This is a genomic window from Citrobacter freundii complex sp. 2025EL-00176 (assembly GCF_053309355.1).
The window spans coordinates 27,854-53,138 of sequence record NZ_JBRYHT010000022.1 but is presented as its reverse complement, the minus strand read 5'-3'; the positions used below and the strand labels follow the sequence as shown (position 1 = coordinate 53,138).

Here is a 25,285-nt window from a genome sequence, read left to right as displayed (position 1 = left end):
ACGGCATGCGGGCTGCATGGCAGAAAGAACTGGCCGGTTCTCTCTGCACAGAAAGGATAATACAAGGCCTGATAAGCACAGCGCATCAGGCAACACGGCGGTATATTGCCGGATGCGGCGTATCGCCTTATCCGGCCTACAAAAGCTTATCCTGCTACCCGCGCACGAGGTTGAGCAAGGGGTATGGTCGCCCGAGATCGTCCACCTCTGTACGCCCCGTCACGCTGAATCCCTTTTTTATATAGATCCCTGGTGTCTGCTTACTGAAGTGGGCTGCTAACGGCGAGATTGAGTCTGCGTGTGGAGTGTGGTGGGTCAGAAATAGAGTAAAATGATCGGCTGGAAGCTATCAGAAACGACAAAAGCAAAAACCCGCCTCTAGGGCGGGTTCTTTAAATAGTGGTGCCCGGACTCGGAATCGAACCAAGGACACGGGGATTTTCAATCCCTTTAAAAGAGGCCAAACGATCCATCAGCACTGACAGTTTTTTACTGGTTTGCCTTGAAGAAAAATCCAGATGGGTCAAGTTATTTTCCTGAATAGCTCAAAAAATAGACATTTTTAACGACCAGAAAGCTACCATCTAGATGAGATGAGGCTTGTCACTAAAAACCAATCGGGGCCAGGATACCCCCTAGGTGCTCTGTAGTTGCAGGCTCATCCATCGTTAACAATGTATATTTTATAACTCGCGACTGATAAAAAGTGATGCTATCTTACTATGTAGCGAATTTTTATGGTGTTGTAATTGAAGACTATTTATTTTAAGTACCTTATACACGGACTCGTCAGGAGAGGGATTAATGAATACTCAATTCTCACTTAGGGTGTTTTTTCCTGTAGTGACTGTGTTGGTTGTACTGCTGATCGCAAACTATTTCGTCAGGCATTTGCAACATCAGGAACAGAGTCAAATGGGCAAGGGGTTGTTACGTTATTCTGAGGATGTCAGTCAGCAGTTAGCCAGTGCGCTTATGGATGCTAGGCATACAGGGGTAACAAACTGTTCTCCCGATAGTCTGAATACATTAAGGAATATTCGTTATAAGTACAAGTATCTTGATGATATTGGAATTATTGACTCTGGTTCACTTGCCTGTACAGCAAACTGGGGAATACTGATAAATAAAATACCACTACCTTCTTATTTCTATACAACTCCCAGCAATTATCGTATTTATAAATTTGATGGTAATTTTAAATTTGTAAAATCAAATCATACAGCTACTGTTCTTGATAACTTCGTGGTGTTTAATTCTGCGTTATCATTCACTAACTTCCTCACTTTTCCTCCGGATTATTTTATGTCACTGAATACCAGAGATGGAAATGAGTTATTCTATACAGCCGGTAAAAAAACTGATAATGGAAGAGCTTTGTGGAGAACAATGTTTGATGTTGAAACGAAAGAATGTAGTTCAGTCAGAGATTTATGCGTATTAACCCTCAGGACAGATGGTGGCTTACTGTCCCTGTCCTTATTCCTGAATTTTATTTTATTAGTTGCCGGTGGAATCTGCGGTGGGCTATTAGCATCCTGGATTGGTAACCAAATAAATGAAAATAAATCACTGGAGAGGCGTTTTCTGTATGCATTGAAACATAAGAAGCTTCGTATGGAGTACCAGCCAATTGCGCGAGGGAAGGAGGGGGTTGTCGGGTTTGAGGCATTGCTCAGGTGGCAGGATGAGTATTTTGGCTCCGTTTCCCCAGAACTCTTTATTGGGATTGCCAGTAAACTTGGACAGTACCATCGAGTGGCTGATTTTGTGATGGAGTGCTCACTTAATGAAATGGGCTCTTATCTTATCAATAACCCTGAACTAAAATTATCAATTAATATAGGTGATGAAGAAATAAGTAGTGCTACTTATTTAAAACGGTTATGCAACGAATGTTCATCCAGAGGTATCAGAAATCGTCAGATGAAACTGGAAGTAACCGAGCGAGTGAGTCTTGAGTCATCAGTTATTTCTTCATTTTGTAAGGCCGCGAAGAAGTTGGGCTTCTTTGTTTCTCTTGATGATTTCGGTACGGGAACCAGCAATATTGCATGGTTAATAGAATTTGATTTCGATGAGGTTAAGATTGATAAATTACTTGTCAGTAATATTGATGTGCCTTTAAAACAAAAAATGCTTTTATCTATAGTTTCTGGCTTACGTAAAACGGGTAAGTCGTTGGTGTTTGAAGGGGTGGAGACGGAGGGACAATTCGAATTTATATGTGGACTGGATAAGGATTTTTGCATTCAGGGATGGTATGTCGGGAAATCTGTTGGAGCTAACATGGTAGGTGAATTATTGAATGGTGGTGTTTGATTTTTAAATATAATGAGTTTTTTAGTGTAAAATACACCAACTCAGTTTTATAAAAAACGTGTGGGAGCGGAGTGAGGCGTAGTGGTTATTTTATCCGATAACTCATATTTAAAGGTCGGTTTGGAAACTATTTATAACTCAAGGAAAAACAAATTGCCATTTGATTTGCTTATTCTTGATGCTGGCAACGGTGATTTGTATGTGATGGATTTTAGATTTGTTAACGATAGCATAGGTTTTGAGCCGATCAGTGTTTTTGCGCAATGTCGTAATTCTCTGTACTTCAGAAAATCCGATATTGATGGATGGCATCAGGAAATTCTCACAAACAGGAATATAAAAAAATACATGCCCGTTCAGGTTGTTCTGACCTCTCGTGAAGTCATGGTTATGCAGGAAACACTGCAGGGGAAGCATAGGAAAGATATTGCTGCAGAGGCAGGGGTTAGTGATAAAACTGTAAGTTTGCATAAAATGAATGCATTACGAAAGTTGAATATGGGGAGTATTGCGGAGTTTTATTCAGAATATAAGCGGTGGGAGGCTTTGTGGGTGAGGTTAAGTGAGGTTTATTCCAGGTAAATCATATGGTTATATTAATTGAAATGTTATTAATTTTGATTTTTGGAGCTGTTTTGCAATTTTTTTCTGTTCTTGTGGCAGAGGGTGGGTGCTCTATTTTTTATTTTCAATGGTAACATTCAATGCACTCTTCATGCTTACATTTTTATCAGTGACGCTACTCGCTGCTTTCTTTATGGCCATGTTCATTGCAATAGCAGTGACAGGCTTAACTTTAAATTTTACCCGATTAGATCTGCTTTGGAATACATATATATCATCAGGGTTTGACTCCTTTCTTCGTTTTAAAATATACTTAACCCTGCTGTTTATGAGCATTTTTTTTGGTAGAAATCGTTGTGTTCCTGGTAAGTGTAACCTGTCTTCTCTAATGTCAGAGTATCGTATTTTTATAATCCGGCTACATTGAGAGTGAATTAAAAATAAGACCATCCATAAGTCGGCCCATGTATCTGAAATCTCCAGTAATTCATCATGAATTTTTATGAACTCTGAATATGTTAGTGAATCTGACTTTGCCATTTTAAGTGATTACGTTATGTGTTAATTTTTTGATATATTACTACGTTTGTTATTTTCAATCAATTCATCTCCTATGGTGATGAATTGATTTATTGTGATGGAGGGTTGCAGCCAGATGGTGAGTCAGATTAGGCCTCTCAGTTTGTAGGGGGTATGGTCTACAACAGATTATAGTTTTCCTTTTTCCTGATGACTATCGGTAAATTTTTTCATTGTATAATCTAAATCGCAAGTGAAGACTCGACAGTAAATCTGTTTTATCAGAGTATGACTAAATTGGAATGTTATAGAAAAAAGAAGCCTGTTTGCGAAACAGGCACCAAAGGATTAAGAGTAATTTACTTTTTATTATTTGTGATGCCGGGTGCCTCCCGGTGAGCTCTCCAGCCATAGAGCCCGCGCTCTCGTTTACGATTCTCATCAGAGAAATTCGACTGTGCACCCCACCGCATAGGGGGATGCATCACAGAAGAAAATATAATATGTCTCATGAAAAACGTCAATATATCAGATGTTGAAGTATAGATTTATTCATAAGAGTTTGGTATTCTTCCTGAAGAAGGTACCCATGATGTAGTGGGATTATTTTATCGCATTAACAGTCTAAGCAGTACTTTTTATTTTCTTTTATCCTCTTCAAGACGTACAGTTTTTAAATGCTTGTCGGTGAAGGTCAGGATAGTTACTCCCTCTTCAGTATTCATAAATCCAGTGCCGTTTATGATCATGATCAGTTGTTCCTTGCCGCGGAAGACTTCATAGTACTTGCCTGCTGCGCATGACATGGTTTTAGCACAATCCAGACCATTTAACGAAGAGACATCAAACACCTGATCTTTGGTTGCTACTGGCTTACCGTACTCCTTCGACAGCATTTCATCGAGTTGCATGAATGTGTGTTTGCCAACGTTTGTCGTCATGCTCGACTCTACTTTTCCGTCAATTAAACCACCGGTGGTATGCGGTTCTTTACCTTCAGGTGCCATTTTGTCAAACAGCGCGAATGCTTCAATGTCTGAAGTTCTCTTTTCAAAGAGAGCATTGTACTGGCTCTCAAGGGTACTTTTATCTTTCCCGATTAACGTTATTTTGTCGATGTTTGACTCTTTGCAACCTGTCAGTGTGAATGCAACTGCCAGAGAAATGAGGGTAACGACTCTGATTTTTATCATTTATTCTATCTCAATGTCTGACTGTTACGTTGCTGCTGACCATCAATCACCGCTTTAAAATCATGAAATCCCGCATTTGTTGGTACGCAGGGGTTTTCTTCATTAAATCGCTGACAGTATTCTTTCAGGAATTCATAGAATTTGTAATCGTTTTTAATACTGGCACTACGGATATCCCACATCATGAAAGAGTTTATCGGGTAGTCTCGCATGATGGAATCAAACAGCAGACATATCTGACTGCTGCTCCAGACGAACTTCCTCTGAATTGCAGGTAGAAGATAGTGGCGTAAATTAATCGAATCTATCGCTTGTTTTATCGTTATTGCTTTTTCATACTGGCCAGCCATCATAAACCTCATATGTTATATTAGCTGGCCTATTTTAATTTAATACGTGTCGGTAGTACAGTCTTTGTACAAACTAATTTATGCAATGGAAAAGCTGACGGCTCGGTTTGTGTTTTTCATTCGGGTAGACGCGCATTGCGGATGCACAAAGTGATGAAACCTGTCTTGCTATATTTTTACCAAAGTTAACAAGAAGACCGTGCTTTATTTTTTCACCGTTTGTCCTTATGCTGATTATAAAACTGGACTGATAGATCGTTATGTCTGTCAGGTCATTGCCAAACGTTACGCTGGCAGCCTTATTTATTTCAATTTCATAATCTCTCAGGTCAGTGTTAAGTCTTGCTGTTGCATCTACAAGTGCGTATTCTTTATCGATAATCATAACTTTCTCACTTATCATGTTAATGTGATTTAATCATCACTAATAATATGTTGTGATTTTAATTACGATTATTCGTCTGTTTGCTCCCGTAATGCATTATCTGATGAATAATGTTCATGTGGGGTAAGGCTTCCATAAAGTCAGACTGTTCAATCAGCGAAATGAGCGCATCATCGATTTCAAACGTTGTATCCGGTAATACCTCAACCAGCCTGATTCTGGACAAGGAAATAACGAACACGCCCGGTGACGTACACCCGGCAAGAAACCACTCCGCATGGCTGCAAAGCAGACGATAGGGATGAACGGTATGGCTGACGTTTTCGTCGGTTCTGATACGCACCTGGGTCTGGTTGAGTATGGCGAGCGTCAGTCTGCTGAAATCACCAAAGAGCGTGGGTTTCTGGTGCGGCTCCGGTAGCATAATCCTGTAGGGTGAAGGGTGCTCCCCGTCAAGCAGAAGGCTCAGCAGTTTGGCATCCATCGCGGGTAACAGACGGTCAAGATGCAGCAGTCTCGCCAGTATCTTCATATCCCGTTCCGTGCGGCGACGAAAGTAATGGGAGGCAAGCTGATACACGCCGTTGCTCTGTTCAATATCAAGGTACGTCAGACGGACGTTGAAATCCCGTCGCAGCGTTCGCGTCGTCACCCCGAATTCTTCTGCCAGTGTTCCAATATGCAGCTTTTCACCCTGAAATAAACGACTCAGGATGATGGAAAGGCGGGTTGCCAGTGTGTCATGTTCGTTTTCTTGTGTTATCAGCGTCATACATCGTTCCCGAATTTTGCCGGGAAATGATGCCAGCAGTAGCGGACAGGATTTGTCCGCCCTCTGAAGTTTTTTTAAAGCCTGAAAACCTGAAATGTAAGTGCTAAACGTCAGTATTCTCAGGTGAATAAAGATGCTTCTGGCGCATGTAGGCAATAAAAATGCAGGATGGTAACGTCACCCGGAATGCCGGACCGGCTAAATCTATCAGCAGCCAGAGAGAACTGAGCACCCAGCCTACGGGACCGGCAAAAGCGCCCATGGTGCGTGTCAGCATGGCATTTCCTGCAACGGTCAGTCCTCTGCCTAACAGGGCTTTCGCCACGCCATTTGTGACCACAAGCGCCATCTGATAGGCCGCAAACCCGGATGTTTTTATTCCCGCCTGGATTGCCATGGTCAGCAGCTCCGGCGTGGGATTGCTGTAGCCCGTCTGCAACTCTTCTGCCACGGTCTTTAACTGGTCAGGCGTCATCTTCTCAAGGCTTTTCTCCAGGATCTTCATGAGCAGATTCATTTCAATCGTCTCGACGCTGGACTTGCTGTTGTAGTTCACCTTCATTTTATCGCAGGCATCGGTGAGTATTTCCCGGTACAGCACCCCTTTACCCCAGCGGAGCAGCGTGGCGAAGCTGTTCGCCCCAAATGTCTGAACCTCGGCGGCAATGGCATCCCAGTAGCGCGGATGGTTGGGCTTGTGTTTTTTATACTGAGGATCGTAAGTCAGCGTTTCCGTGATACGTGCCAGTCCGTCTTTTGGATCGCAAATCAGCACAGAAACCAGTAAATCCAGATCGTCACGATGGCAGTGGCGCAGAAACTCAAGGTCAGGGTCGTGTCGGTAGGTCGCCATATTTCACCTCATAGCGGATATTGGACCTGACAGTTTAAGGATGTCCCCGGACAGGGCGTGTCCGGCTGAAAAAGAAAAAGTAAAAAAAAACCTGCCCCAAAGCAGGTTTTTGTTCACCGGTTATTTTGTTGTGGTTACTTTTTGCGCCATTCCTTTTCCACTTTATTCGCGAAGGCATCGCACTGACGCGCATATTCCGGGTTGTAGAGCAGCTCCGACTGCGAAAGCTGCATGGCGGTCATGCTGCCACTACGCGCATTTGATTCGAGCCAGGTTCTGCCATAGGTTTTGTTCATCACCTGAAGTACCCGGTTGAATACCGGTCCGTTAAAGCGGGCATTGAGATTAACGCCTTTTACCTGAAGGCCACTGTCACTGGTCTGGGTCAGGCGGGTGGAGTACATCGCGCAGAAGGTCGAATTGGTAATCATCTGAGCGTCGGCCTGCTCGTCGGCAAATGCGCTGTGGCTGAAGGCGGAAAGCAGAAGGGTGGCGGTTAACAGTTTAAGAATTTTCATCATGTTCCCTTATGGATTGAAAAGCGGAGACAGCCTGCCACGCGGGGTGGTCAGGAGATGTCCGGCAGAGAAAAAAGTCAGGGTTTCAGCGAGGGAGCCAGTCGCCAGCGGTGAGGACCTGCGGATTCCAGCACAAAGGCCAGACAGGTGAGGTCCCGTCTTGCCGTGCGGGGAGAGACGTCAAACCGTCGGGTGATATAGCGTACCGATATTGTCTGACCGTAAAACAGCACCATGGTCAGCCGGATAAGCCGTTCTCCCTGTGCGGTAGCGTGTTGCCTGCGACGATTAACATTCATCGTTGCCATACGCGCCATCGGTCCCCTTTCTGAAATGTATCGAGGTGTCTGGCAAGCCAGATATCAGGGCATGAGTTGCCGGTAACGCAGCGGGCAGTAAAACGGTGGCAGTTAAAGTCGAGCAGGCTGTAGGGATAGCGCTGACCCACTGCTGCCTGTGCCCGTTCAGCGGCCTGCATACAACCCTGAGGCGTTAAATCCATACAGTCGGTATACACCGAGATAGCGGAGTTCCAGCCATCGAGTCGGTCAAGAAACTCGCGGGCCTGACTTCGGGTAACGATGCCGTCGCCGTCAAGATGAACAATGTTGCCATTACCCACATAGATACCGCTGTGTGCGGCAAGGCCAAAAAGCAGTTCGCACTGCACGATACCGCCGTAAGCCGGTTCATCGACGCAGGACAGAATGCAGTTATCGATAAATGAATCCACGAAGTTCAGCAGCAGAAGCCGGTACATAACATTCAGTTCCTTACTACGGGGGAGAGGGGGGATGCGTGGGAAACCGGGTGAATACTCAGCTTTCCCACAAAATACGGACCGTGAAAACCCCCATATCGTGGTACGTCATAAAGTTACTTTCCCACAGCGACCAGAACTCACGGGCGTCGGCATGAGAGATATCGCCACATCGGGAGAGCCACGTGTACTGATGCGTCCAGCTCACATCGACATCTTTTTCAAGCTCAGGCCACGGATGCCCTGCATAGTGAAAATCGGTGACGTAATCGAGTTGCCAGTCTTCTCCGGCAGGAATGAGGCGTATTTCTACCGGATGCCAGCCCCCCCTTTCCGGTGAGTATTCAGGGTCACGGAAGTTAATGGTTAATCCGGTGATGGGGTGACGATGAGGCGGTTTTTGCGCGACGATATCCAGAAGCATTTGGGTGAACGACCGGGAGAGCGGTAGCACATAGCCGCCCTGCAATATAGCGGGTGATGACATAGTGAATTTCCTTTTTAAGGGGTATGGAATACAGAAAAAGCGGGGGGTTAGTCCTGACTGAGCGCGGCAAGCTGCGTCATACGATGCTGCCAGTCGGCATAACAACGGTGCATAAAGAGTCTGCTGCTGTCCGCTTCGATAAGACAGATATCCGGACTTCTCAGTACAGCGGCAAGAAACCCGGCGTTGTTGGTGCTGCCCTGACCAAATAGCGGGCGGAATACACGGGACGAAAAGCTGTCCTGCTGCTGTTCCAGAATGGCGTGAATCGCATCAAGCGTAATCCACTCGCGGGAGAACAGGCCTCCTTCACCATTGGCGGTTAAGCGCAGGGCAAGGCTTCCGGTTTCTCCCTCTTTACCCAGCTCATACGTCAGCAGTCCTTTACTGTGGGGGCTGATTTTCTCGGCTTCACCCATGTAGAACACGGTATAGCTTTCGGTGACTGCGGCTTCGGTAGCGATTTTTTTCTTACTCATGGTTTAGTGCCTCAATCAGGTTCTGGAGTTGAGTGATAACAGTCGTGTCCGGGAACACCAGATAGATACCCTGTCCGTCATCACAGACGATACCGAGCAGGAGATACCAGCCATCATCAAGCGCGGTGACGTATTCCGGGTTAGCCAGTGCCACTGCCAGCAGCGGGTCTTCGGGGAGTGAGTCATCGTGGTTGAGATGCCAGAGCAGGGTTCCCGTTTCGTTCCAGAAACCGGTAAACAGGTCGATATCATCTACGGGGCCAAGAATTTCATTGCTGAGGGCTTCCAGCGCGGAGGCGGGCAGGTTGAGAAGAGGAAGACTGGTGGGGGTAGTGAGTTTAAACATGATTATCTCCATAATGACTTGATTTACATGGAAATAATATGTGCATAAAAAGAGATTTTTTACGGTCATAGTCGTTGGTGTGGGTGAGCTTTGTGAATGTACAAAATCAAAGCACCCGCAGGTGTGAAATGTGACGCTCGTCACAATAATAAAAAATGAATAGAGTGTGGTTTTGATTATGGGAAGGTTGATTCACCCTTAAGTTGGGCTGCATATTGTCAAAACCATTACTTTAATCTATTGATTTAAAAAGTATTAATTTTAAATACCTTATGAGGTCGTTTTTCAGGCGAAAATCGGTGAGGTGTATCACCATTTTCTTATTTCAGAGCCTCAAAAGTTGACTTACTTTGGGCGACCCATCCGGAACACAATTTTTTATATGGTTTAACGCTATTTTCCCTTTTCCCTGAGCAGGAGTACTCCTGATGAATCATCATGGTCTTTCTGACTTGAGTATTAAATGTCAATGGGCATGTAAGAGCTGATTTTTCATGAGCTTGAAAGTGATGTTACGAATAAATAAGCTTATCCCATTGTTGGCCGACATATTAACTTACTCATTACCATCTGAATTTTCAGAGGACCATGTACATATTATGAATGTTAATTACTCTTTAAATAAAATAACGCAAGCGTTGGATGAAAAGAGCATCGCTGCTGCTCATAAAAATTCCTTCGATGTAGATGCGGAGGTTCATGAATATTCCGACCATGGAGTATCTAATGCTACAGAATATTCAGAGGTTGCACCTAAAAATACTGGAGGTGTTTTTACTAAAGCCTTTCTTGATGAATATAAAATCCGTGCAGTACAAACTGGCCGGACTATCGAAGCCAGTGATACAAAATGTACCGGGTTTAAGGCTATATTCCACTCATCCGGACGCATTAAGTTTATTGTCCGCAAAAGTATTCGTGGAAAGAATGTTTACGTTTCCGTAGGAAGTTACCCTGAATTTTCCATTAATAACGCAAGGGAGCATGCCTTTAAAATAATTCAGGAGCTTAAGGCTTCCGTTGAGACTTATGGTGAGCGTTTTCTTACTCACAGTAAAATGACGTTTAATGAGCTTGCGGATGAGTATGAGAAAAGCGTACTCAGCACGGGCGTTAAGCGTTCAGCTAACACCGATCTTTCTAAGATCCGTAAATACCTGCGCCCTCTTCTCGGTGACAAAAAGCTGGCAGGTATGACCGAGGCAGATATTCTGAGCTACCTGCATAATCTCGATCTCAAGCCTGCCACCCGCAACCGCCATCTGGCGCTCATTAAAGCGGTATTTACCTGGGCTATACGCATGGGATACACCAGCCGCTCTCCGGCGCTTTATATCAAAGCGCTGCCTGAAGTGACGTCAGATCGCCGCGCCATGGATGACTCCCAGCTTCAGCGCTGGATGGAAGTGTGTGAGCGCTGGCGTAATGGTAAACCCGATCATGAAGCCCTTGCTCTGCTCATGTTCCTTGCCCTGACGGGGCTGCGTCTGGGGGAAACCCGTCATCTTCGCCTTGAAGATGTGGACTGGAGCCGGAAGGTTATCACCCTGCGCCATACCAAAAATGGCAAGCTCCGCCGTGTACCGGTATGTGATAAGGCTTTCGTTCTTCTGACAGAACAGCGTCAGCATCTGGGTGATGAAGGCTGGGTATTTCCGGGCAAGGGGACCGACAATCCGGTTTCTGAGCCACGTCGCCTGCAAAAACGACTTTGTGAGGCTGCGGGTATTCCACCGTTCACCATCCATGAGATGCGTCATACCTTTGCGACAAAGCTCATTGAGAGCGGGGCTGACATTCATACCGTCAAAGACTTGTTGGGCCACAGCACAATCAAAGTAACGGAACTTTACCTGCACGCCTCCCCGGCGCGTTATCACGAAGTTGTTAACCGGGCGATGGGGTAACAACCTTCACTCAACGGTATGGTTTTTAACTATGGTTCTGATGCCACCCGTTTTCTGACGGTGGCGTAATTTGATGGTAATACACATGAACAAAAAAGTAACAACCAATGTTCCTAAGGTTTCCGGGATTAAGCGTATTCGCGCTTTTGCTGCCCACGATAAAAAATTCAACAAAATTACGGAAGCAATCATCAGGTGTGCTGAAAACACTGAGGTCGGTGAAGATGATATTGCTTCACTCGGTATTAGTGATGGGCTGCCACGGCATTATGTGAATACGGCTAATGGCCTTTTCTACATCGGTGGACAGAAACCTGTGCAGGTTTGCACCACGCCAGTTGTGCCTGTCGCCCTGTTTTGTGGAAAAGATAAGGCGTCCGGTCTCGGGATCAGCCTGATGACCGGTAACGGGCTGGGTAAGTATGTTAAGGCCCAGGTGAGCTTTGAGGATATTGTTCAGAGTGGTGCTCAGGTTATGGGCAGACTGGCAGGTCGTGGATTTTGTGTTGGCCCCTCTCCACAGCAGCTTGCTCTTTTTGACCGTTTTATTCAGTGCTGCCGGAGTTTACCGCTGCCTGTCTATCTGATGGCAGATGCAATGGGATTCGTTTCGGAGGATATGGCCTTTTTACATGGTCATGAGCCTGTTGTGACTTCTCTGACCGGGTTTGATTATCTGCTGCCGGGATTCCGCGTGCGTCCCGGCCTGCACAAAGTCGGGGCTCTGGAGGAGTGGATTAACCTCATCCAGGAAAATGTCCATGGCTGCGCGCAGACCTTTGCGCTGAGTGCGTCCTTTGCTTCGATGCTTCTGGTTCCTGCCGGTATGGATGTGGGCATGTTTCATTTCCACGGCGTATCCACGACGGGTAAAACGCTTCTTCTGATGCTGGCCGCATCGGTCCATGGTGATGGCAGCGAGCCGGGCAGTGGGGGACATGTGAATATTATTCGCTGGAATACCACGCCGAACGCGATGGAGCGCCTTCTCGCTGACTATTCCGGTCTGGTCGCCTGCGTCGATGAACTGGGCGCGAGTAATCATAAGCAACTTTCCTCACTGCTTTACAACATTACGTCAGGTACGGCAAAAGAGCGCCTGACCCGTAGCCTGACGGCAGATGAGCCGTTTAAATGGCGCATGTTTATTCTCTCCACCGGGGAGATGTCAATCTCCGAAAAGCTGGCTGAACAGAAAGCCGTGCTACAGGGAGGGCAGGAGCACAGGGCCATCAGTATGGAACTGCTGCCTGAGGATGCTCAAAAACCGGATGAACCGGTATCAGAAACACGTGCCCGTGCAGATGCACTGAAGGCGGGGCTGGCAGAGGCTTATGGTCATGCCGGGCCTGCATTTATCGGCAAACTGTTATCCGAAAAAAATGCGGCTGGCGGTCTTCGCACTTACGCAGAGTTTTCATCCTGGCTCCAGGAACAGACAGAGGCGTGCTGTAACGCACTGGAAGAGGCCCTGAGGGATGAAGGGCGTGATATTACCCGCGTTCAGCGACGTGGACTGAAAAGGTTTGCGCTGGTATGGCTGGCAGGAGAGAAGGCGCTGACATACGGCCTTTTACCTTTCGAAAGCGATGCGGTGGCTGAATCCGTTATGTTCGCTGCACGACGCTGGCTGGATGATAACCAGAATCAGTATAACCCGGTGCGTAACATGCTGGAGGAGCTTCAGCTGACGCTGGTGACAAAAAGCAGCAGGCACTTTATCACCCTGCGTGAGGACCATGCCCGATGCCCGGGGGATATGTGGGGATTCGTTCACCATAAAACCGGCGACTTCCTGATTTATGAATCGGTGTTTGAAAAGCTCTGCTCTGAAAAGGGACTTAAGACTGTTGATGTGGCCAGACCGTTAGAGCGTACCGGTTATCTGTCTGGCGAAAGTGCGGGACACTATAAAAAAAGAGCGCTGAAGACGATGGCGCAGTCTTACTACCAGGTCAAAAAAGCGTTTCTGAAATGCAATGTGATGACCGAATTTTAACCCTGAATATGACCATTTTGACTGAACCACAACGAATAAAAGGTGATGTATGATTCCTGAATCAGACGAGTACTATGAGGGCTTTCCTCACGCTATCAGCAGCGAAAATGAAGAAAACACGTCATTCAATGATTACGCTCTGGTTAACACACTGGCGGAGTGCCTGTATCACCGCATCTCTCGTGAAATCTTCGATGGCAGCGAGCCTGCGCTCCGGGCCGTCATTGCCAACGGTGAGATTAAATTCCTGGCTCGTTATACGCTTGAAGGGGCCTGCTATTATGAACCCCTCGGCACATTTCCACGTATGCCCGTTAACGTCGCGCGTAAACGAGCACGTGAACTCTATAACAGATTTGATGATAACCGGGGACCGGATGAAGATTATGAGCATATCCCGTTCTGACTGATAGCTGAACAGTAAAAAAAAAGCAGGGGCATTTGCCTCTGCTTTTTTTGTTATCGCAAGGAAGGTAACTGAGCGGTGATTCGCTCCGCCAGAAGCTGACTGGTGTTTTGTAAGCGCTGAGGGTGAAGATGCGCATAACGTTGTGAAGACTGACTGCTGCGGTGCCCCAGTTGAGCCTGAACGTCATACAGTGTTCCGCCGTAGGACACGATGAGGGCGGCAACCGAATGGCGGCAGGTATGAATACACACTTCTTTGTCGAAAATTCCCGCCCGACGAACGATACGCTGAAAGGCTTTCACCGGGTTACTCAGCGGCATGCCCTGTTTTTTACCGATAAACAACCACGGATTTCCGCGCTGCGTAGGTAGCGTTCTGATTACGTCCATCGCCAGTGAGTTAAGGTGCACAATCCGTCCATAGCCATTCTTGGTTTCCGGGAGCCACAGGGTGCGTTTAACCGGGTCAACATGCTCCCACCTTGCAAGACGCAGCTCATCACGACGAAGGCCGGTCAGTAACAGCAGTTTGACATAGCGGGCCGCGACGGAGCTTGTATCGCTATCGGCAGAGAGAAAAATACGACGAATTTCGTCCTCGGTGAAATAGCGCTGTCGGGCGTTGTTCTCCCTGAGAAGCTGTACCACCCTTGCCGGATGAACAGCGGTCATGCTTTGCCTTCCGGCCCATGTAAAGACGGCTTTAATCAGTACGATGACACGGTTACAGGTAGCCGCTGAGAGGGAAGTACTTAACGTCTGCTGAAGGCTCAGAATGCTGGCTGGTGTGATATCGCTCAGCAGCCTCTGACCAATGGCGGGACGGATATGATCCCGGTAGCGCTGAACATCCTTTCCCCAGCTGCGTTTAGCGGATTTTGCCCATGGCAGATAATGCTGATTAAAGAGTTCATCGAACGTCAGCTCCTTTCTCTTATTTTCACGCTCCTGCTTAGGGTCCGTACCGGTGGCAAGGGAACGTTTATGCTCTATGGCAATCTGACGGGCAAGATTGACGTCCACTTCAGGCCAGTGACCAATGGCGATGGCGCGTTTTCGTCCATGATAGAGGTAGCGGAGCAAAAATTTTTTACGTCCTTCGCCTTTGCTGACCAGACACTTCAGGCCAGAAATCTCGGTATCGCTGTATTCGGCATCGGTGCTGCGTGAATCTGATGTGTTAGGGGGCAGGGATTTAATGAGCTGATTAGTAAAACGGAAGCGTTTCGGGCTGGACATATTACCTCCTGTGACTGGTGTAAAGAACGTCAGGGTTGACCCATCCCCGGCATGGCGTTGTTAATGGCTGAGTTGATTTTCTGGTGTGGCGAAGGGAATGCTGGTGCCACATGAGATGAGTGAAGACGAGAAATGTAGCAAAAACAGGCGTTACGGTCTGTTTCTGGTCTTAAGGGGAAAAATTGCCGTTGGGGGATGCGTTCAAAGAAATAATATGTGCTTCAGCCGGACACTATTACATGCCATGAGGACCAGTAGCGTTACCTGTATGTGGCAGGTCTTACGTCTTACGTCGGCTATGTGCCAACAGCGGAAGTTGCTAACCGGATTTTTACTGAAGCTTGAGCAGCGATGCCACTTACTGATGCCTATCAGTAATGGGGCTCTTGATGATTCAAATAAAAAAGATTAAATTGATTGAGATTATTCCTATTTTATTGATCGTTTTCGCATGAGCTTGGAAAACCATGAATCAGATCTTCACTATATAAAACAACGAACTATGGAGGAAGCGTGGGCGGCGAAACTAAGAATATTGATGAGATTGCAGGTATCATTTCCAGTAGAATTTTTGATGAATTAGGCTGGAAAACCCAAAAAACAACGGATATAAGTTGGGACTGTTGTTTGAGATCTCATCTAAACGCTAAACAACTTTTATCTGAAAATCCAAAAAAAACTCACCCTACGGATGTAGTCTTCAAATATAGAGATCCTTATTCAGATATAACTCAGTATATACAAACAGATTTAAAATCTTATTGTGCCAGCACGCTTGACGGTACAAAATCAATATTGAGCGCTCTACGAAGTTTATCACAACAGGTAGCTTGCGCGCCAAGAAGTCCTGAGTGGCGGCGTCTATTTGTTGACAGTACAAATGAGAAATATCAAGTTAACGGCCTACTTTTTATATATAATCATGACAATAAATATGACTCTGATTTAATTGAGAAATTAAATGGAGCCGCCACAGCAAGTTATGATTTTCCAGAGAACTCTTTGATTGCAGTTTTTGACCCAACTATGATCAGATTTTTACTAGATGTTACAGAACACATTGAGACTAGAAGGGGGATTACTGACAAAGTAACACAAGAAACAAATATGTTATGGCAAAAAATTCCTGAGATAGAGAACTGCACATATTTTTACCCTGACAAGCATAATAAAATAGCAACGAAAGGGAAAATCCTTCCAGCCACAATTGAAATGATAACATCTGGCATGATTTTTTACTCATATGAACACGAATATATTAGAAATGATGATGGCGATAGAATAAGAAATAAAATATTGAATATTTTCTGGAAAGAAAAGGTTGATTCCAGTAATCACTTTATATTTCTTTTAGAGTATATATTTAACTATCAATTACTCAATCAATTTGACAAAATATTTGTTATAACTCCGTTCTCATCACACTCAAGCGTTCATTTGCAATCCGCCATTAATGATTACATAGGCATATATTCTTTCACTCAATCTCATATCGAAACGTTAAGGGAAAAAATAGTATCCATTCCTTTTGTTAATCAAAAGCTATCTATATTTGAGTACCAAGTTGCCAGCAAGCAGGTGAATAGAAAATGTCACTTTTCATAAGGAGTATGACATGAATAAATATCAAGCCACGTTGTTTTCAAACGAAAGTGACATTTATACTGCCCTCCACTCTAACAGTGCAAAAATCACAGATGTTACATTAAGGAAGATCGCCTTCAATCGAGGGATAATTTTCCCATCTGACTTATCAAAAGAGGTATTGATAGAAAAAATATCAGACCTGCCATTTTCATATAATCACATCAGAGAAGTACAAGATAAACTGGCAACCAAACCCAGCCAAGACGTCTTCTCAGTAAAACGTATATATGAAGAATTTGATATAGAGAAACTCTATGACGTTGTAAACAAAGTGAAAGAAAATAGACCCAAGTTGCTAGGGCATGAGAAAATTGATCATTACTCAGGGTTGCAAACCTACCATATATCTATTGATTACACTGAATTTGATTTTAGAAGGGGTAAATTTCAGCAGAAAAAATTGTACAGTGGGAGTATAATTTTCATAGTAAAAAAAGGATATGTTTCAGTGAGATATAACTATACACCACGCATTTCAGAAATTCTCAAGCAAATAATTGATACATATTCATCAACGGTTTGTAACAACATAATTGTCAACGAAATAGATTTATCAAGCATCGTTGATACTGATCTTAGGAACATTTTCGCTGTTCATCTTTATGATTTTGATGGAAATTATAAAAAAACAGGACTTGAATATGCTGGTCTTGAAAAGGTTAGAGTAAGCAGAATAAAAACATCTCTGGATATTAATGGAGATAATCTTGAAGGAAATGCTAACGAAGAAACACAAGAATTATTAAACAAGATTTCACCTTCTACAGATAACGAAAATGATGATGACATTAATAATCAGGAAATGGCATCTGACGATGATGAAAACCTAACTTTTAACATTAATAATGCCGCGTATGATGGCCTATCATTAGTGAACGCTCCTCAAATTAAGGAGCTGTGCAGTGATGGGTTTTATAGAAGCTTAATTCGATGGAAGTCATTTTCCTCAGTTGTTAAGAACCATACTATAACTTTTGAACTTAGTTTTGATGATAAATATCTTGGAAAAAATATAAAATTCAGAGCGTTATACAAAGAAAGCAACTCTGCATCCGCAGAGAGAGAAAAACTCAGTGACGCAGACTTTGATCAAGTCATGAAACAATTAGAAGAAAAAATATTTTTGATTAATGACTTTATTATCGAAGAGCATACCAAGCGATACCCAGTAACGAAAGCTATGTCTTGCGAGACTTTGAATCAGGAGGCTGGATGATGATAAAGGTAAAAATTTATAAAGCAGAAAAAGATATAACTAAAAGTGAGTTATTACACAAAGTAAATGACAACCTCTATGATGAAGATAAAGGATATGGTTTTCAAATCATTAATAACTCTGAAGTGCTTGAACTAAGATTTACCATGAGAAGCATTAGTAAGCAAAGCTTAGAATATGCTAATGGCGAGCATTCAGAGGTTGAAATAGCAACTTACTTAAATGTGGACTTTGGCGTCAGACAAGGGAAAAAAATTATACTATATGCCACTAACCCTCCATTAAGTATGAAAATGCCTTATACTATGGTGCAAAAACTATTTGGTGAAGATAGTGGATTGAGACCAGTAGAATTTGATCTGAGGAAAGTTGTAAATGGTCTTTCTGAGGGCTTTGACCTCAAGATAAAATCCATGTCTCTATCTAATATCTCTGTTGATCCTTTTACTTTAGCAAAGACAAAAATAGTAAGCTCAAAGAATCTCCAAGAAATTTATCAGAATAAATATATGAATAGCTCGGCCGTTTTTGATTCCGTACATTTCTTCGTTAACGGAATTGAAACGGAATTATCTAGGACGGGTAGATTCCGTGTGAGAGAGAGTCAACTTCCAACACTTTTATCCATCTTAGAAACTCTCTGAATTTTGTGAAATATATAAGGAACTCAGGCCTACTTCGTCAGTAGGCCTCTTTTCAGGTTTGTGCTTATCTAGTCATTGATTTGATCGTAATGATTCACATAGGATGCTGTTAGCAATGTCCGCTCTTCGCTCATAAGGGACAACCATACTCAAATCTCCCACATTGCAGGAGATTTGAGTATGAACACGTCACCGTGGAACAAAGACCGTATCATAGGCCAAAAAAGGCCACTTCAGATATCTCATATCTGGGGTATCCGAATCCGACTTGAACTGGAAGGTAAAACGCGCGATTTAGCTCTGTTCAATATGGCACTGGACAGTAAGCTTCGAGGCTGTGATCTGGTCAAACTCAAAGTATCTGATGTTGCATATGGTAGCTCTGTTTCGAGCAGAGCAACGGTATTGCAACAGAAAACCGGTAGCCCTGTGCAATTTGAGATAACCAAAGGGACAAGAGAAGCTGTTGCTGCATTGATAAAGCTTGGCAATTTGCACAGTAAAGACTTCTTGTTTCGGTCTCGGATCGGAACTAACCAGCATATTTCAACCCGGCAATACAACCGAATCTTTCATGGGTGGGTAGAAAAGCTTGGTCTCGAAGAGACGCTTTACAGCACACATTCCATGAGAAGAACAAAACCTTACCTGATCTACAAGAAAACCAAGAATCTCCGGGTGATCCAACTTCTGTTGGGTCATAAGAAACTGGAAAGCACAGTCCGTTATCTGGGCATTGAAGTCGATGATGCGTTAGAGATTTCTGAATCGATTGAAGTCTAAGGTTATCAGGGCTGCAACAGCAGCCCTGTGCCAGAAGCGGACTTTTTAAAAATATTGCGTGCCCAACAATTGGGCGCAGGTCACATCAAGTACCCTCAGAATTATAGAGAATACCTGAAATTTTTGTAGAGCGAGGTTTGTTACCCTGCCCGACCAGCGACATGTGGTTAGTTTAGTGATCAGAAATGTCGAGCGTTTGGTCGTTCATTGACGCGGGATCTTCCAACGGTTCCACATGAGTGGTGATATGGATAAAAGGCAGTGCGGTGCGGATATCATTCTCTATACGCTCGGCCCAGTCGTGCCCATATTGAACAGTCCATCGCCCAGGAACTAGGATGTGCATTGTCATAAACGCCCGCCCGCCAGCCTGGCGTGTACGTAGTGCATGGAAATCAAGCCCCTGTTCACGATATCCTGCCAGCAGTGACTCGATTTTTTTGAGTTCTTCCGTGGGTAGCGATACGTCCATCAGACCTGCAGCTGAACGACTCATAAGCTGATAACCAGTCCAAACGATGTTGGCTGCGACCAGCAATGCAACGATCGGATCGACCCAAAACCAGCCGGTCAGATAAACCAGTCCGACACCAAAAATGACACCGACCGACGTCCAGACATCGGTCAGCAGGTGATGAGCATCTGCCTCAAGAGTGATAGAGTTGTGCTGCCTGCCAGCCCTTAACAAAATGCGAGCCGTCACAAAATTAAGGATTGATGCGACTGTTGAAACCAGTAATCCGAGACCAATCTCCTCAAGCGGCTGTGGAGTTAACATCCGCTCAACTGCGGTATAGGCGATACTGGCTGCCGCCAATAGGATCAGAAATCCTTCGAAAGCACTCGAGAAATATTCGGCTTTGCCGTGCCCATATGCATGGTTCTCATCGGCCGGAAGCGCAGCCAAGGTCAGCATCCAGAGCGCCATTAGGGCTCCTGCGAGGTTAACTACGGATTCGATGGCATCAGATAGCAGACCGACCGAACCGGTCATTTTCCACGCCACACCTTTGAGTCCGATAGTGGCAATAGCCGTGGCAATGGAAAGCCAAGCGTAGTGCGTCAGCGGACGAGGTAACCCTTTTGTTTTAGTCATTATTAACTTCCTAAAATAGGACGACTAACTCACATTTCTATCCATGATAGATAATTAAACAATCATTTCGCCATGAATATTTTTTCGTTTTTATTAAATTTAATTAAAAAGTCTCTGCAAGTGCTGTTTCATCTTCTAGTAAACTAAATTTTATTTTTAGGGTTTTCTTCAACTTGAAGTAATATTATCTCACAACAGATTAGTCACTTAGGTTAACTGAGCGGCTTTTATATTTTTCAATTAAAATATGCAAAACTCCCATTGCACCATGTGCATAAAAATAGACCTCAATGAAAGTAGTAAAGAACTTATGCCAGTGGATTACTGTTTCAGCCAGATTTGACTGCATGGTATTCAACAAGAACCATAGGCCACCTGAAAGTGCTACAATTAGCAATGCTAGAACTCCAAATCCTTGGATTGTACTGGCAATACCTCCCGAATGTGCATCGGGCAGTCGGAAACTAGTCAACGTTTTTATATCTTGCTTAATACCACTAAAGTCAAGCCCTACCCATGAAAAATAATAAGTAAAACCTCTTTGAGTAAGCATCCAACTTAACATAATAAAACCACAAATAATCAGTCCTAACCCTGAAATAATGTGCATCCAGGTTATAACTCCTTCAAGACTATGTTCACCAATTGCTTCGGTCTCTGTCAGATTAGAGTTAATAATTTGTGATAATATTAGAAATGCCACAATGATGTGAAGAATACGAAAAAAAGGAGCGTAATCATGGGGTAATAGATTCCAGAGTCGCAATTTCATTAATGAGTCCTTAGTAAATTTATCGATGATCTTAATCATACAAAAGAATTATTAGGATAACCTTAATTCTTAAAATTGCAGCAGGCATTAGTTCACCTCTGATATGGCCACTTGCGAAATGGGAATGGTAACTGTTATTACTATGTGTTTACTTGCTGTTCTTGTTACGCAGCCCCTTAAACACATTACTTTCAAATATGATTTCCTGCTGGGTTTAAATATGTGTCTTTCTATAGTGCGGCAACCTATTTTTACACCAACTCATGAATTAAATAAGAATCATAAATTAAATGAGAGGTTTAATTCTCTTGCTTAACGCGATGATATTAAATGGAAATTTTAATTTTTGTAATTTATTAAACAGTTAGAATGAGACATGGTAAATACGATCTTCCTTTAGATAATTCTGATAGCACTTTTTCTACTGGGCAGTCTGCAATGTCCGCTTCTCGCTCAGAGCGGACATTCAGATTTAGCAGTCCAATATGTTCAACCCCATTACCATTATGCTGATAAATCATCCTGTTATGATGTGGAAAACGGGGGGTTGTGCTGATGCGAAGAATCATAAGAGGAAAAACAGGAATATTACAGGTGGAGTAGATGGTGGAAACACCCGACTGACAAGGGGAGTTGATGACGCTGAGTTTTTCCCCTTGCCTGACGAGGAGTCTCCCCGGTCTTCCCCCGGGGTAGGGTTAGGTAATTTGTTGTTAAATAAAGTAAATTATGGAATCCCCCATTTCCCCCCGTATTCTCTGCTTCATTATGAATAATCTTAGAGAAAGGAACCGTAGAGGACCGTAGAAAGACCGTAGCAGTGAGGTAAGGAAGAGGCACATCAGAGGGTGTTGAGGTGTCTAAAAGTAACGAACATCTGCGAAAATGGCGAGAAATCCAGCAAACAAATAACGTGTTGCAACGACCAGAAATCTACCGTAGCTAAGAAAGGAAAAAGCCCCGCTTTGCAGCGAGGCCTTATGAATATTGGTGCCCGGACTCGGAATCGAACCAAGGACACGGGGATTTTCAATCCCCTGCTCTACCGACTGAGCTATCCGGGCAACGGGGCGCATTAAACCGTATTCGCGCCTGCCAGTCAATCAAATTTCAGGAAAAGCGGTTCAACCGCTTAATATTGCGGCAATCTGTGCCTTTATGTCTGAAGTTTGCACAAATCTTCCAGACCGCCATGATGTCGACAGGTCATGCTGAGTACAAGAAGAGGGCAGTATGGCAAACGAGTGATTCGCTGCATTTTAATCAAATGCTGACCTGGGCGGTTAACAGATTATTTCGCACCACCGTGGCGATGGTGCGTTTTCAGCGACTGATGGCGTGATGCTTACTCACTTCGGCCTGGACGGGGCTGTTCGCTTAGGTTAGCGCACCACCCATACGGCACTGAGCAAAGCGCAGAATATCTTCCGCCAGGCGGTGTGCCGTTTCGACATCAGCATGGCTACGATTCACCAGCATGCGGCTCAGACATCCCTCCAGCACCAGCTCCATCTGTTTGGCTACCATGGCCGGGTCGTCAACTTCCAGCGTAGTCAGTAGCTCATGAGTGAAGTCATGCGCCGCTTTTTTTTGTTGGTCGGCTAACTGGTGGATTGGATGTCCAGGATCGGGATAAAACGTGCAGGCGGCAATAAACAGGCAGCCGGGATAGCGATTATTACTCACGCATTCGGACAACGCGCTGTAGCGTGCCAGTAATTTCTGTTCAGCGCTCAGGGTATCATCCAGTAAAAGCTGACGCCGCCAGATATCCACCCGCTGGCTGAGGTAACGTAACGCATCATACAGGATGGCCTCTTTATCTGGCCAGAAGCGCTGTAGTTCATCCAGCGGATAATCGATACGTTCGGCCACCATTTCCAGCGTGGTATTGGCTATCCCTTGCACCTCAAGTAATTTCAGGGCTTCTCCCAGGACATCTTCACGTTGCACGGTATTCTCCTCCGTATTTCCTTTTGCAAGTGTCGCTCACGGTTGACGATCGCGCAAATGTGCGCTGAAGGTCGCTGCATCCATAAAACCCGTTACCCGCGCCTCCGGGTGCTCTTGACCCTCGGCATCAAAAAACAGGATGGTTGGCAAACCTAAAACCTGTAGGTGTTTCAGGAGAGCGACATCCTGGGCATTGTTTGCCGTCACATCCGCCTGTAAAAGCACCGTGTCGCCTAGCGCTTGCTGAACCTGCGGATCGCTGAAGGTATACTTCTCAAACTCCTTACAGGCCACGCACCAGTCGGCATACAGATCCAACATGACGGGCCTGCCTTTAGATTGCGCCAGCGCCTGATTTAACGCCTCCACCGAGGCCACCGGCGTAAAGTTAAGGTGTGCCTGGGTTTGAGCATGCGGCGTGCCAAACGCCCAGTCCTGCAATGGACGTACACTGACAAGCGCTGCGGCTAACAGGACAATCTGCACGATGCGCATCCAGGCGTGCTTTGCCTGCAGACTGGTGATGAATGCCCAGCTAAAGAACGCGACGCCCAACAGTGACCACAGGCGCATGCCCCATTCGTCGCCAATGATGCGTTCAAGCAAGAAGACGGGAAGCGCCAGAATGACAAAGCCGAAAGCGGTTTTAACCTGTTCCATCCATGGACCGCTCTTAGGCAGCAGGCGGTTACCAAAGACGGTAATCAACATCAGCGGTAAGCCCATCCCCAGCGCGTACAGATACAACGTACCGCCTCCCAGCCACATATTTCCGCTCTGAGCGATATACAGCAAAATCGCGCTTAGCGGGGCTGTTGTGCAAGGTGAACAGATGAGACCCGCAATCGCCCCCATCGCAAAGACGCTACCGGGAGAGCCGCCCTGCTGGCGGTTACTCAGCAGCGTGAGGCGCGTTTGCAATGAAGAAGGGAGTTGCAGCGTGAACAGGCCAAACATAGACAGGGCCAGCAGCGTAAAGATGACGGCAAGACCGATCAGAACATAAGGATGCTGTAACGCCGCCTGAAACTGTAATCCGGCGGCAGCAACAACCAGACCCAGCGCAGTATAGGTGAGAGCCATTCCCTGAACGTAGATAAACGTCAGCAGCAGCGCCCGCCCGGTTGATAAGCGTTGCTTGCCGCCCAGCACGATGCCGGAAATCAGCGGATACATCGGCAGTACGCAGGGCGTGAAAGCGATGCCAATGCCGATTAGCAATGCCCACAGCGCGGAAAAGGGGAGTTGGGCTGCGGGCTGTGGTTTCTCTTCCGGGGCCGCAGTGACAGGTGCGGTAGCCGGAGCCCCCCCGACAGCAACTGACACTTCACTTAAGGGCACTGTTTTAGTTTCCGGCGGATAGCAAAAACCGGCGTCGGCACACCCTTGATAAGTGACGGTTAATGTTGCGCCAGATGCGGCCTGATTAACCGTGACTGGAATATTCAACTGTTTACGGTAAATCTCACTTTTGCCGTAAAACTCATCTTCATGCCAGACGCCTGGCGGCAGTTTTATCTCGGCAATATCGGCCTGAGATGGCGTAATGCTTATCTGTTTGCGATAGAGATAGTAGCCAGCTTTTACCTGCCATGAGAGGTTCAGGTCGTGTTGGTTTTGCTGAAAATCAAAAACAAACGCCCGATCGGCAGGTACAAACTGCGAGCGGCCAGGCGCGTCAAATAATCCGGCAAAGGTAGATGTGCTGCACAGCAGCAGGATCAGCGTAAGGATGCGTTGAGCCATGAGCGGTAATCAAAGTCTCCGTGAGTGACGGGTAAAACCAGAAGTTCAGGTGTTTGGTACGGGTGATGTGACTTCAGGCAATCGAGAAGGGCTTGCTGGTGCGTGACGGTGGTTTTTAAAATCATCTGGACTTCATATTCCTGCTCCAGTTTACCTTCCCAGTAATAGAGGGAGGTTGCACCGGGCAGAAGCGTCACGCAGGCTGCCAGCTTTTCCGCCAGCACCTTTGCAGCCAGATCCTGGGCGGTTGCTTCATCCGGCGCGGTACAGAGCACCACAACGGTATCGGGGATGGAAATATCCTGACTCTTTACATCAAGCATAAAC

At 45.3% G+C, this 25,285-nt stretch carries 26 protein-coding genes, 1 tRNA gene and 2 pseudogenes; 10 read left to right on the top strand and 19 right to left on the bottom strand.

Features of this window, described 5'->3' with window-relative positions; genetic code table 11:
• Positions 1-154: 154 nt before the first annotated feature.
• A pseudogene (locus ACVXHP_RS23590) lies at positions 155-253 on the bottom strand (acetyltransferase); the annotation flags it as partial.
• Positions 254-804: 551 nt separating this feature from the next.
• Here ACVXHP_RS23590 and ACVXHP_RS23585 point away from each other — a divergent pair.
• Both ACVXHP_RS23585 and ACVXHP_RS23580 read left to right on the top strand, forming a co-directional pair.
• A complete protein-coding gene (locus ACVXHP_RS23585; RefSeq protein ID WP_447572264.1) occupies positions 805-2,322 on the top strand; it encodes an EAL domain-containing protein in 1,518 nt (505 codons plus the stop codon).
• 81 nt (positions 2,323-2,403) lie between these two features.
• Positions 2,404-2,904: a LuxR C-terminal-related transcriptional regulator gene (locus ACVXHP_RS23580; protein ID WP_145993863.1), complete on the top strand. Its 501-nt coding sequence runs from the start codon at positions 2,404-2,406 to the stop codon at positions 2,902-2,904.
• Between the two features lie 1,139 nt (positions 2,905-4,043).
• Here the strand turns inward: ACVXHP_RS23580 and ACVXHP_RS23575 are convergent.
• The 11 genes and pseudogenes from ACVXHP_RS23575 to ACVXHP_RS23525 form a co-directional block, all read right to left on the bottom strand.
• On the bottom strand, positions 4,044-4,598 hold the full coding sequence (locus ACVXHP_RS23575; RefSeq protein WP_101743280.1) for a hypothetical protein: 555 nt from the start codon (positions 4,596-4,598) through the stop codon (positions 4,044-4,046).
• Positions 4,599-4,618: 20 nt separating this feature from the next.
• A pseudogene (locus tag ACVXHP_RS23570) lies at positions 4,619-4,951 on the bottom strand (DUF262 domain-containing protein); the annotation flags it as partial.
• 70 nt (positions 4,952-5,021) lie between these two features.
• Positions 5,022-5,333, bottom strand: a complete 312-nt coding sequence (locus ACVXHP_RS23565) for a hypothetical protein (protein WP_101743281.1) — start codon at positions 5,331-5,333, stop codon at positions 5,022-5,024.
• Positions 5,334-5,391: 58 nt separating this feature from the next.
• Positions 5,392-6,105, bottom strand: coding sequence for a helix-turn-helix transcriptional regulator (locus ACVXHP_RS23560; protein ID WP_101743282.1), 714 nt, complete (start codon positions 6,103-6,105; stop codon positions 5,392-5,394).
• 103 nt (positions 6,106-6,208) lie between these two features.
• Positions 6,209-6,958 (bottom strand): DUF3944 domain-containing protein, encoded by a 750-nt coding sequence (locus tag ACVXHP_RS23555; RefSeq protein WP_101743283.1) that lies wholly within the window; start codon positions 6,956-6,958, stop codon positions 6,209-6,211.
• Between the two features lie 134 nt (positions 6,959-7,092).
• Complete coding sequence (locus ACVXHP_RS23550) at positions 7,093-7,479, bottom strand: hypothetical protein (protein ID WP_249424399.1); 387 nt, start codon at positions 7,477-7,479, stop codon at positions 7,093-7,095.
• Between the two features lie 74 nt (positions 7,480-7,553).
• Positions 7,554-7,784 carry a DeoR family transcriptional regulator gene (locus tag ACVXHP_RS23545; protein WP_109949201.1) on the bottom strand — a complete coding sequence of 77 codons (231 nt, stop codon included), beginning with the start codon at positions 7,782-7,784 and terminating at the stop codon, positions 7,554-7,556.
• Positions 7,772-8,236: a lecithin retinol acyltransferase family protein gene (locus ACVXHP_RS23540; RefSeq protein WP_101743285.1), complete on the bottom strand. Its 465-nt coding sequence runs from the start codon at positions 8,234-8,236 to the stop codon at positions 7,772-7,774. The genes ACVXHP_RS23545 and ACVXHP_RS23540 overlap by 13 nt, the downstream gene beginning before the upstream one ends.
• A 58-nt stretch (positions 8,237-8,294) precedes the next feature.
• Entirely contained in the window at positions 8,295-8,723 is a 429-nt protein-coding gene (locus ACVXHP_RS23535; RefSeq protein ID WP_447572263.1) for a DUF2787 family protein, read from the bottom strand.
• A gap of 47 nt (positions 8,724-8,770) precedes the next feature.
• Entirely contained in the window at positions 8,771-9,202 is a 432-nt protein-coding gene (locus ACVXHP_RS23530) for a hypothetical protein (protein ID WP_447572262.1), read from the bottom strand.
• Entirely contained in the window at positions 9,195-9,548 is a 354-nt protein-coding gene (locus tag ACVXHP_RS23525; RefSeq protein WP_182291299.1) for a hypothetical protein, read from the bottom strand. The genes ACVXHP_RS23530 and ACVXHP_RS23525 overlap by 8 nt, the downstream gene beginning before the upstream one ends.
• A 494-nt stretch (positions 9,549-10,042) precedes the next feature.
• Between ACVXHP_RS23525 and ACVXHP_RS23520 the strand changes: the two genes are divergently transcribed.
• The 3 genes from ACVXHP_RS23520 (at position 10,043) to ACVXHP_RS23510 (ending at position 13,860) form a co-directional block, all read left to right on the top strand.
• Complete coding sequence (locus tag ACVXHP_RS23520; RefSeq protein WP_249424401.1) at positions 10,043-11,455, top strand: tyrosine-type recombinase/integrase; 1,413 nt, start codon at positions 10,043-10,045, stop codon at positions 11,453-11,455.
• A gap of 85 nt (positions 11,456-11,540) precedes the next feature.
• Positions 11,541-13,454 carry a DUF927 domain-containing protein gene (locus ACVXHP_RS23515; protein ID WP_447572261.1) on the top strand — a complete coding sequence of 638 codons (1,914 nt, stop codon included), beginning with the start codon at positions 11,541-11,543 and terminating at the stop codon, positions 13,452-13,454.
• A gap of 49 nt (positions 13,455-13,503) precedes the next feature.
• Positions 13,504-13,860, top strand: a complete 357-nt coding sequence (locus ACVXHP_RS23510) for an Arm DNA-binding domain-containing protein (protein WP_017382945.1) — start codon at positions 13,504-13,506, stop codon at positions 13,858-13,860.
• A gap of 53 nt (positions 13,861-13,913) precedes the next feature.
• Here ACVXHP_RS23510 and ACVXHP_RS23505 read toward each other — a convergent pair whose 3' ends face one another.
• The gene (locus ACVXHP_RS23505) at positions 13,914-15,101 is read right to left on the bottom strand and encodes a tyrosine-type recombinase/integrase (protein ID WP_417026624.1); all 1,188 of its coding nucleotides are present in this window, start codon (positions 15,099-15,101) and stop codon (positions 13,914-13,916) included.
• A gap of 513 nt (positions 15,102-15,614) precedes the next feature.
• Here ACVXHP_RS23505 and ACVXHP_RS23500 point away from each other — a divergent pair.
• The 4 genes from ACVXHP_RS23500 (at position 15,615) to ACVXHP_RS23485 (ending at position 19,391) form a co-directional block, all read left to right on the top strand.
• Positions 15,615-16,706, top strand: coding sequence for a hypothetical protein (locus ACVXHP_RS23500; protein WP_032650530.1), 1,092 nt, complete (start codon positions 15,615-15,617; stop codon positions 16,704-16,706).
• Positions 16,707-16,716: 10 nt separating this feature from the next.
• Entirely contained in the window at positions 16,717-17,964 is a 1,248-nt protein-coding gene (locus ACVXHP_RS23495) for a hypothetical protein (protein ID WP_032650528.1), read from the top strand.
• Positions 17,961-18,608, top strand: coding sequence for a hypothetical protein (locus tag ACVXHP_RS23490; protein ID WP_050489294.1), 648 nt, complete (start codon positions 17,961-17,963; stop codon positions 18,606-18,608). The genes ACVXHP_RS23495 and ACVXHP_RS23490 overlap by 4 nt, the downstream gene beginning before the upstream one ends.
• Positions 18,609-18,788: 180 nt before the next feature.
• Positions 18,789-19,391, top strand: coding sequence for a site-specific integrase (locus tag ACVXHP_RS23485; protein ID WP_001324664.1), 603 nt, complete (start codon positions 18,789-18,791; stop codon positions 19,389-19,391).
• A 172-nt stretch (positions 19,392-19,563) separates the two neighbouring features.
• Here the strand turns inward: ACVXHP_RS23485 and ACVXHP_RS23480 are convergent, their stop codons facing one another.
• The 3 genes from ACVXHP_RS23480 to ACVXHP_RS23470 all read right to left on the bottom strand — a co-directional run bounded on the left by ACVXHP_RS23480 (position 19,564) and on the right by ACVXHP_RS23470 (position 22,323).
• Positions 19,564-20,487, bottom strand: a complete 924-nt coding sequence (locus ACVXHP_RS23480; protein WP_000167917.1) for a cation diffusion facilitator family transporter — start codon at positions 20,485-20,487, stop codon at positions 19,564-19,566.
• Between the two features lie 199 nt (positions 20,488-20,686).
• On the bottom strand, positions 20,687-21,259 hold the full coding sequence (locus ACVXHP_RS23475; protein ID WP_001515348.1) for a cytochrome b/b6 domain-containing protein: 573 nt from the start codon (positions 21,257-21,259) through the stop codon (positions 20,687-20,689).
• A 988-nt stretch (positions 21,260-22,247) separates the two neighbouring features.
• Positions 22,248-22,323, bottom strand: a tRNA-Phe gene (locus ACVXHP_RS23470).
• A gap of 86 nt (positions 22,324-22,409) precedes the next feature.
• Between ACVXHP_RS23470 and ACVXHP_RS23465 the strand changes: the two genes are divergently transcribed.
• Entirely contained in the window at positions 22,410-22,601 is a 192-nt protein-coding gene (locus ACVXHP_RS23465; protein WP_447572260.1) for a hypothetical protein, read from the top strand.
• A gap of 35 nt (positions 22,602-22,636) precedes the next feature.
• Here the strand turns inward: ACVXHP_RS23465 and ACVXHP_RS23460 are convergent, their stop codons facing one another.
• From ACVXHP_RS23460 to cutA, 3 genes are read right to left on the bottom strand one after another with little or no spacing between them, the layout of a single operon-like run.
• Complete coding sequence (locus tag ACVXHP_RS23460) at positions 22,637-23,212, bottom strand: transcriptional regulator (protein ID WP_447572259.1); 576 nt, start codon at positions 23,210-23,212, stop codon at positions 22,637-22,639.
• 36 nt (positions 23,213-23,248) lie between these two features.
• Positions 23,249-24,958 (bottom strand): protein-disulfide reductase DsbD, encoded by a 1,710-nt coding sequence (locus tag ACVXHP_RS23455; RefSeq protein WP_447572258.1) that lies wholly within the window; start codon positions 24,956-24,958, stop codon positions 23,249-23,251.
• Complete coding sequence (gene cutA / locus ACVXHP_RS23450) at positions 24,934-25,281, bottom strand: divalent cation tolerance protein CutA (RefSeq protein ID WP_003025447.1); 348 nt, start codon at positions 25,279-25,281, stop codon at positions 24,934-24,936. The genes ACVXHP_RS23455 and cutA overlap by 25 nt, the downstream gene beginning before the upstream one ends.
• Positions 25,282-25,285: the final 4 nt, after the last annotated feature.

Excerpts from the sequence above, each read along its gene's own strand:
- ACVXHP_RS23585 (WP_447572264.1), top strand. The coding sequence starts at position 805 with ATGAATACTCAATTCTCACTTAGGGTGTTTTTTCCTGTAGTGACTGTG.
- ACVXHP_RS23575 (WP_101743280.1), bottom strand. The coding sequence starts at position 4,598 with ATGATAAAAATCAGAGTCGTTACCCTCATTTCTCTGGCAGTTGCATTC.
- ACVXHP_RS23565 (WP_101743281.1), bottom strand. The coding sequence starts at position 5,333 with ATGATTATCGATAAAGAATACGCACTTGTAGATGCAACAGCAAGACTT.
- ACVXHP_RS23560 (WP_101743282.1), bottom strand. The coding sequence starts at position 6,105 with ATGACGCTGATAACACAAGAAAACGAACATGACACACTGGCAACCCGC.
- ACVXHP_RS23555 (WP_101743283.1), bottom strand. The coding sequence starts at position 6,958 with ATGGCGACCTACCGACACGACCCTGACCTTGAGTTTCTGCGCCACTGC.
- ACVXHP_RS23550 (WP_249424399.1), bottom strand. The coding sequence starts at position 7,479 with ATGATGAAAATTCTTAAACTGTTAACCGCCACCCTTCTGCTTTCCGCC.
- ACVXHP_RS23545 (WP_109949201.1), bottom strand. The coding sequence starts at position 7,784 with ATGGCAACGATGAATGTTAATCGTCGCAGGCAACACGCTACCGCACAG.
- ACVXHP_RS23540 (WP_101743285.1), bottom strand. The coding sequence starts at position 8,236 with ATGTACCGGCTTCTGCTGCTGAACTTCGTGGATTCATTTATCGATAAC.
- ACVXHP_RS23535 (WP_447572263.1), bottom strand. The coding sequence starts at position 8,723 with ATGTCATCACCCGCTATATTGCAGGGCGGCTATGTGCTACCGCTCTCC.
- ACVXHP_RS23530 (WP_447572262.1), bottom strand. The coding sequence starts at position 9,202 with ATGAGTAAGAAAAAAATCGCTACCGAAGCCGCAGTCACCGAAAGCTAT.
- ACVXHP_RS23525 (WP_182291299.1), bottom strand. The coding sequence starts at position 9,548 with ATGTTTAAACTCACTACCCCCACCAGTCTTCCTCTTCTCAACCTGCCC.
- ACVXHP_RS23520 (WP_249424401.1), top strand. The coding sequence starts at position 10,043 with ATGAGCTTGAAAGTGATGTTACGAATAAATAAGCTTATCCCATTGTTG.
- ACVXHP_RS23515 (WP_447572261.1), top strand. The coding sequence starts at position 11,541 with ATGAACAAAAAAGTAACAACCAATGTTCCTAAGGTTTCCGGGATTAAG.
- ACVXHP_RS23510 (WP_017382945.1), top strand. The coding sequence starts at position 13,504 with ATGATTCCTGAATCAGACGAGTACTATGAGGGCTTTCCTCACGCTATC.
- ACVXHP_RS23505 (WP_417026624.1), bottom strand. The coding sequence starts at position 15,101 with ATGTCCAGCCCGAAACGCTTCCGTTTTACTAATCAGCTCATTAAATCC.
- ACVXHP_RS23495 (WP_032650528.1), top strand. The coding sequence starts at position 16,717 with ATGAATAAATATCAAGCCACGTTGTTTTCAAACGAAAGTGACATTTAT.
- ACVXHP_RS23490 (WP_050489294.1), top strand. The coding sequence starts at position 17,961 with ATGATGATAAAGGTAAAAATTTATAAAGCAGAAAAAGATATAACTAAA.
- ACVXHP_RS23485 (WP_001324664.1), top strand. The coding sequence starts at position 18,789 with ATGAACACGTCACCGTGGAACAAAGACCGTATCATAGGCCAAAAAAGG.
- ACVXHP_RS23480 (WP_000167917.1), bottom strand. The coding sequence starts at position 20,487 with ATGACTAAAACAAAAGGGTTACCTCGTCCGCTGACGCACTACGCTTGG.
- ACVXHP_RS23475 (WP_001515348.1), bottom strand. The coding sequence starts at position 21,259 with ATGAAATTGCGACTCTGGAATCTATTACCCCATGATTACGCTCCTTTT.
- ACVXHP_RS23455 (WP_447572258.1), bottom strand. The coding sequence starts at position 24,958 with ATGGCTCAACGCATCCTTACGCTGATCCTGCTGCTGTGCAGCACATCT.
- cutA (WP_003025447.1), bottom strand. The coding sequence starts at position 25,281 with ATGCTTGATGTAAAGAGTCAGGATATTTCCATCCCCGATACCGTTGTG.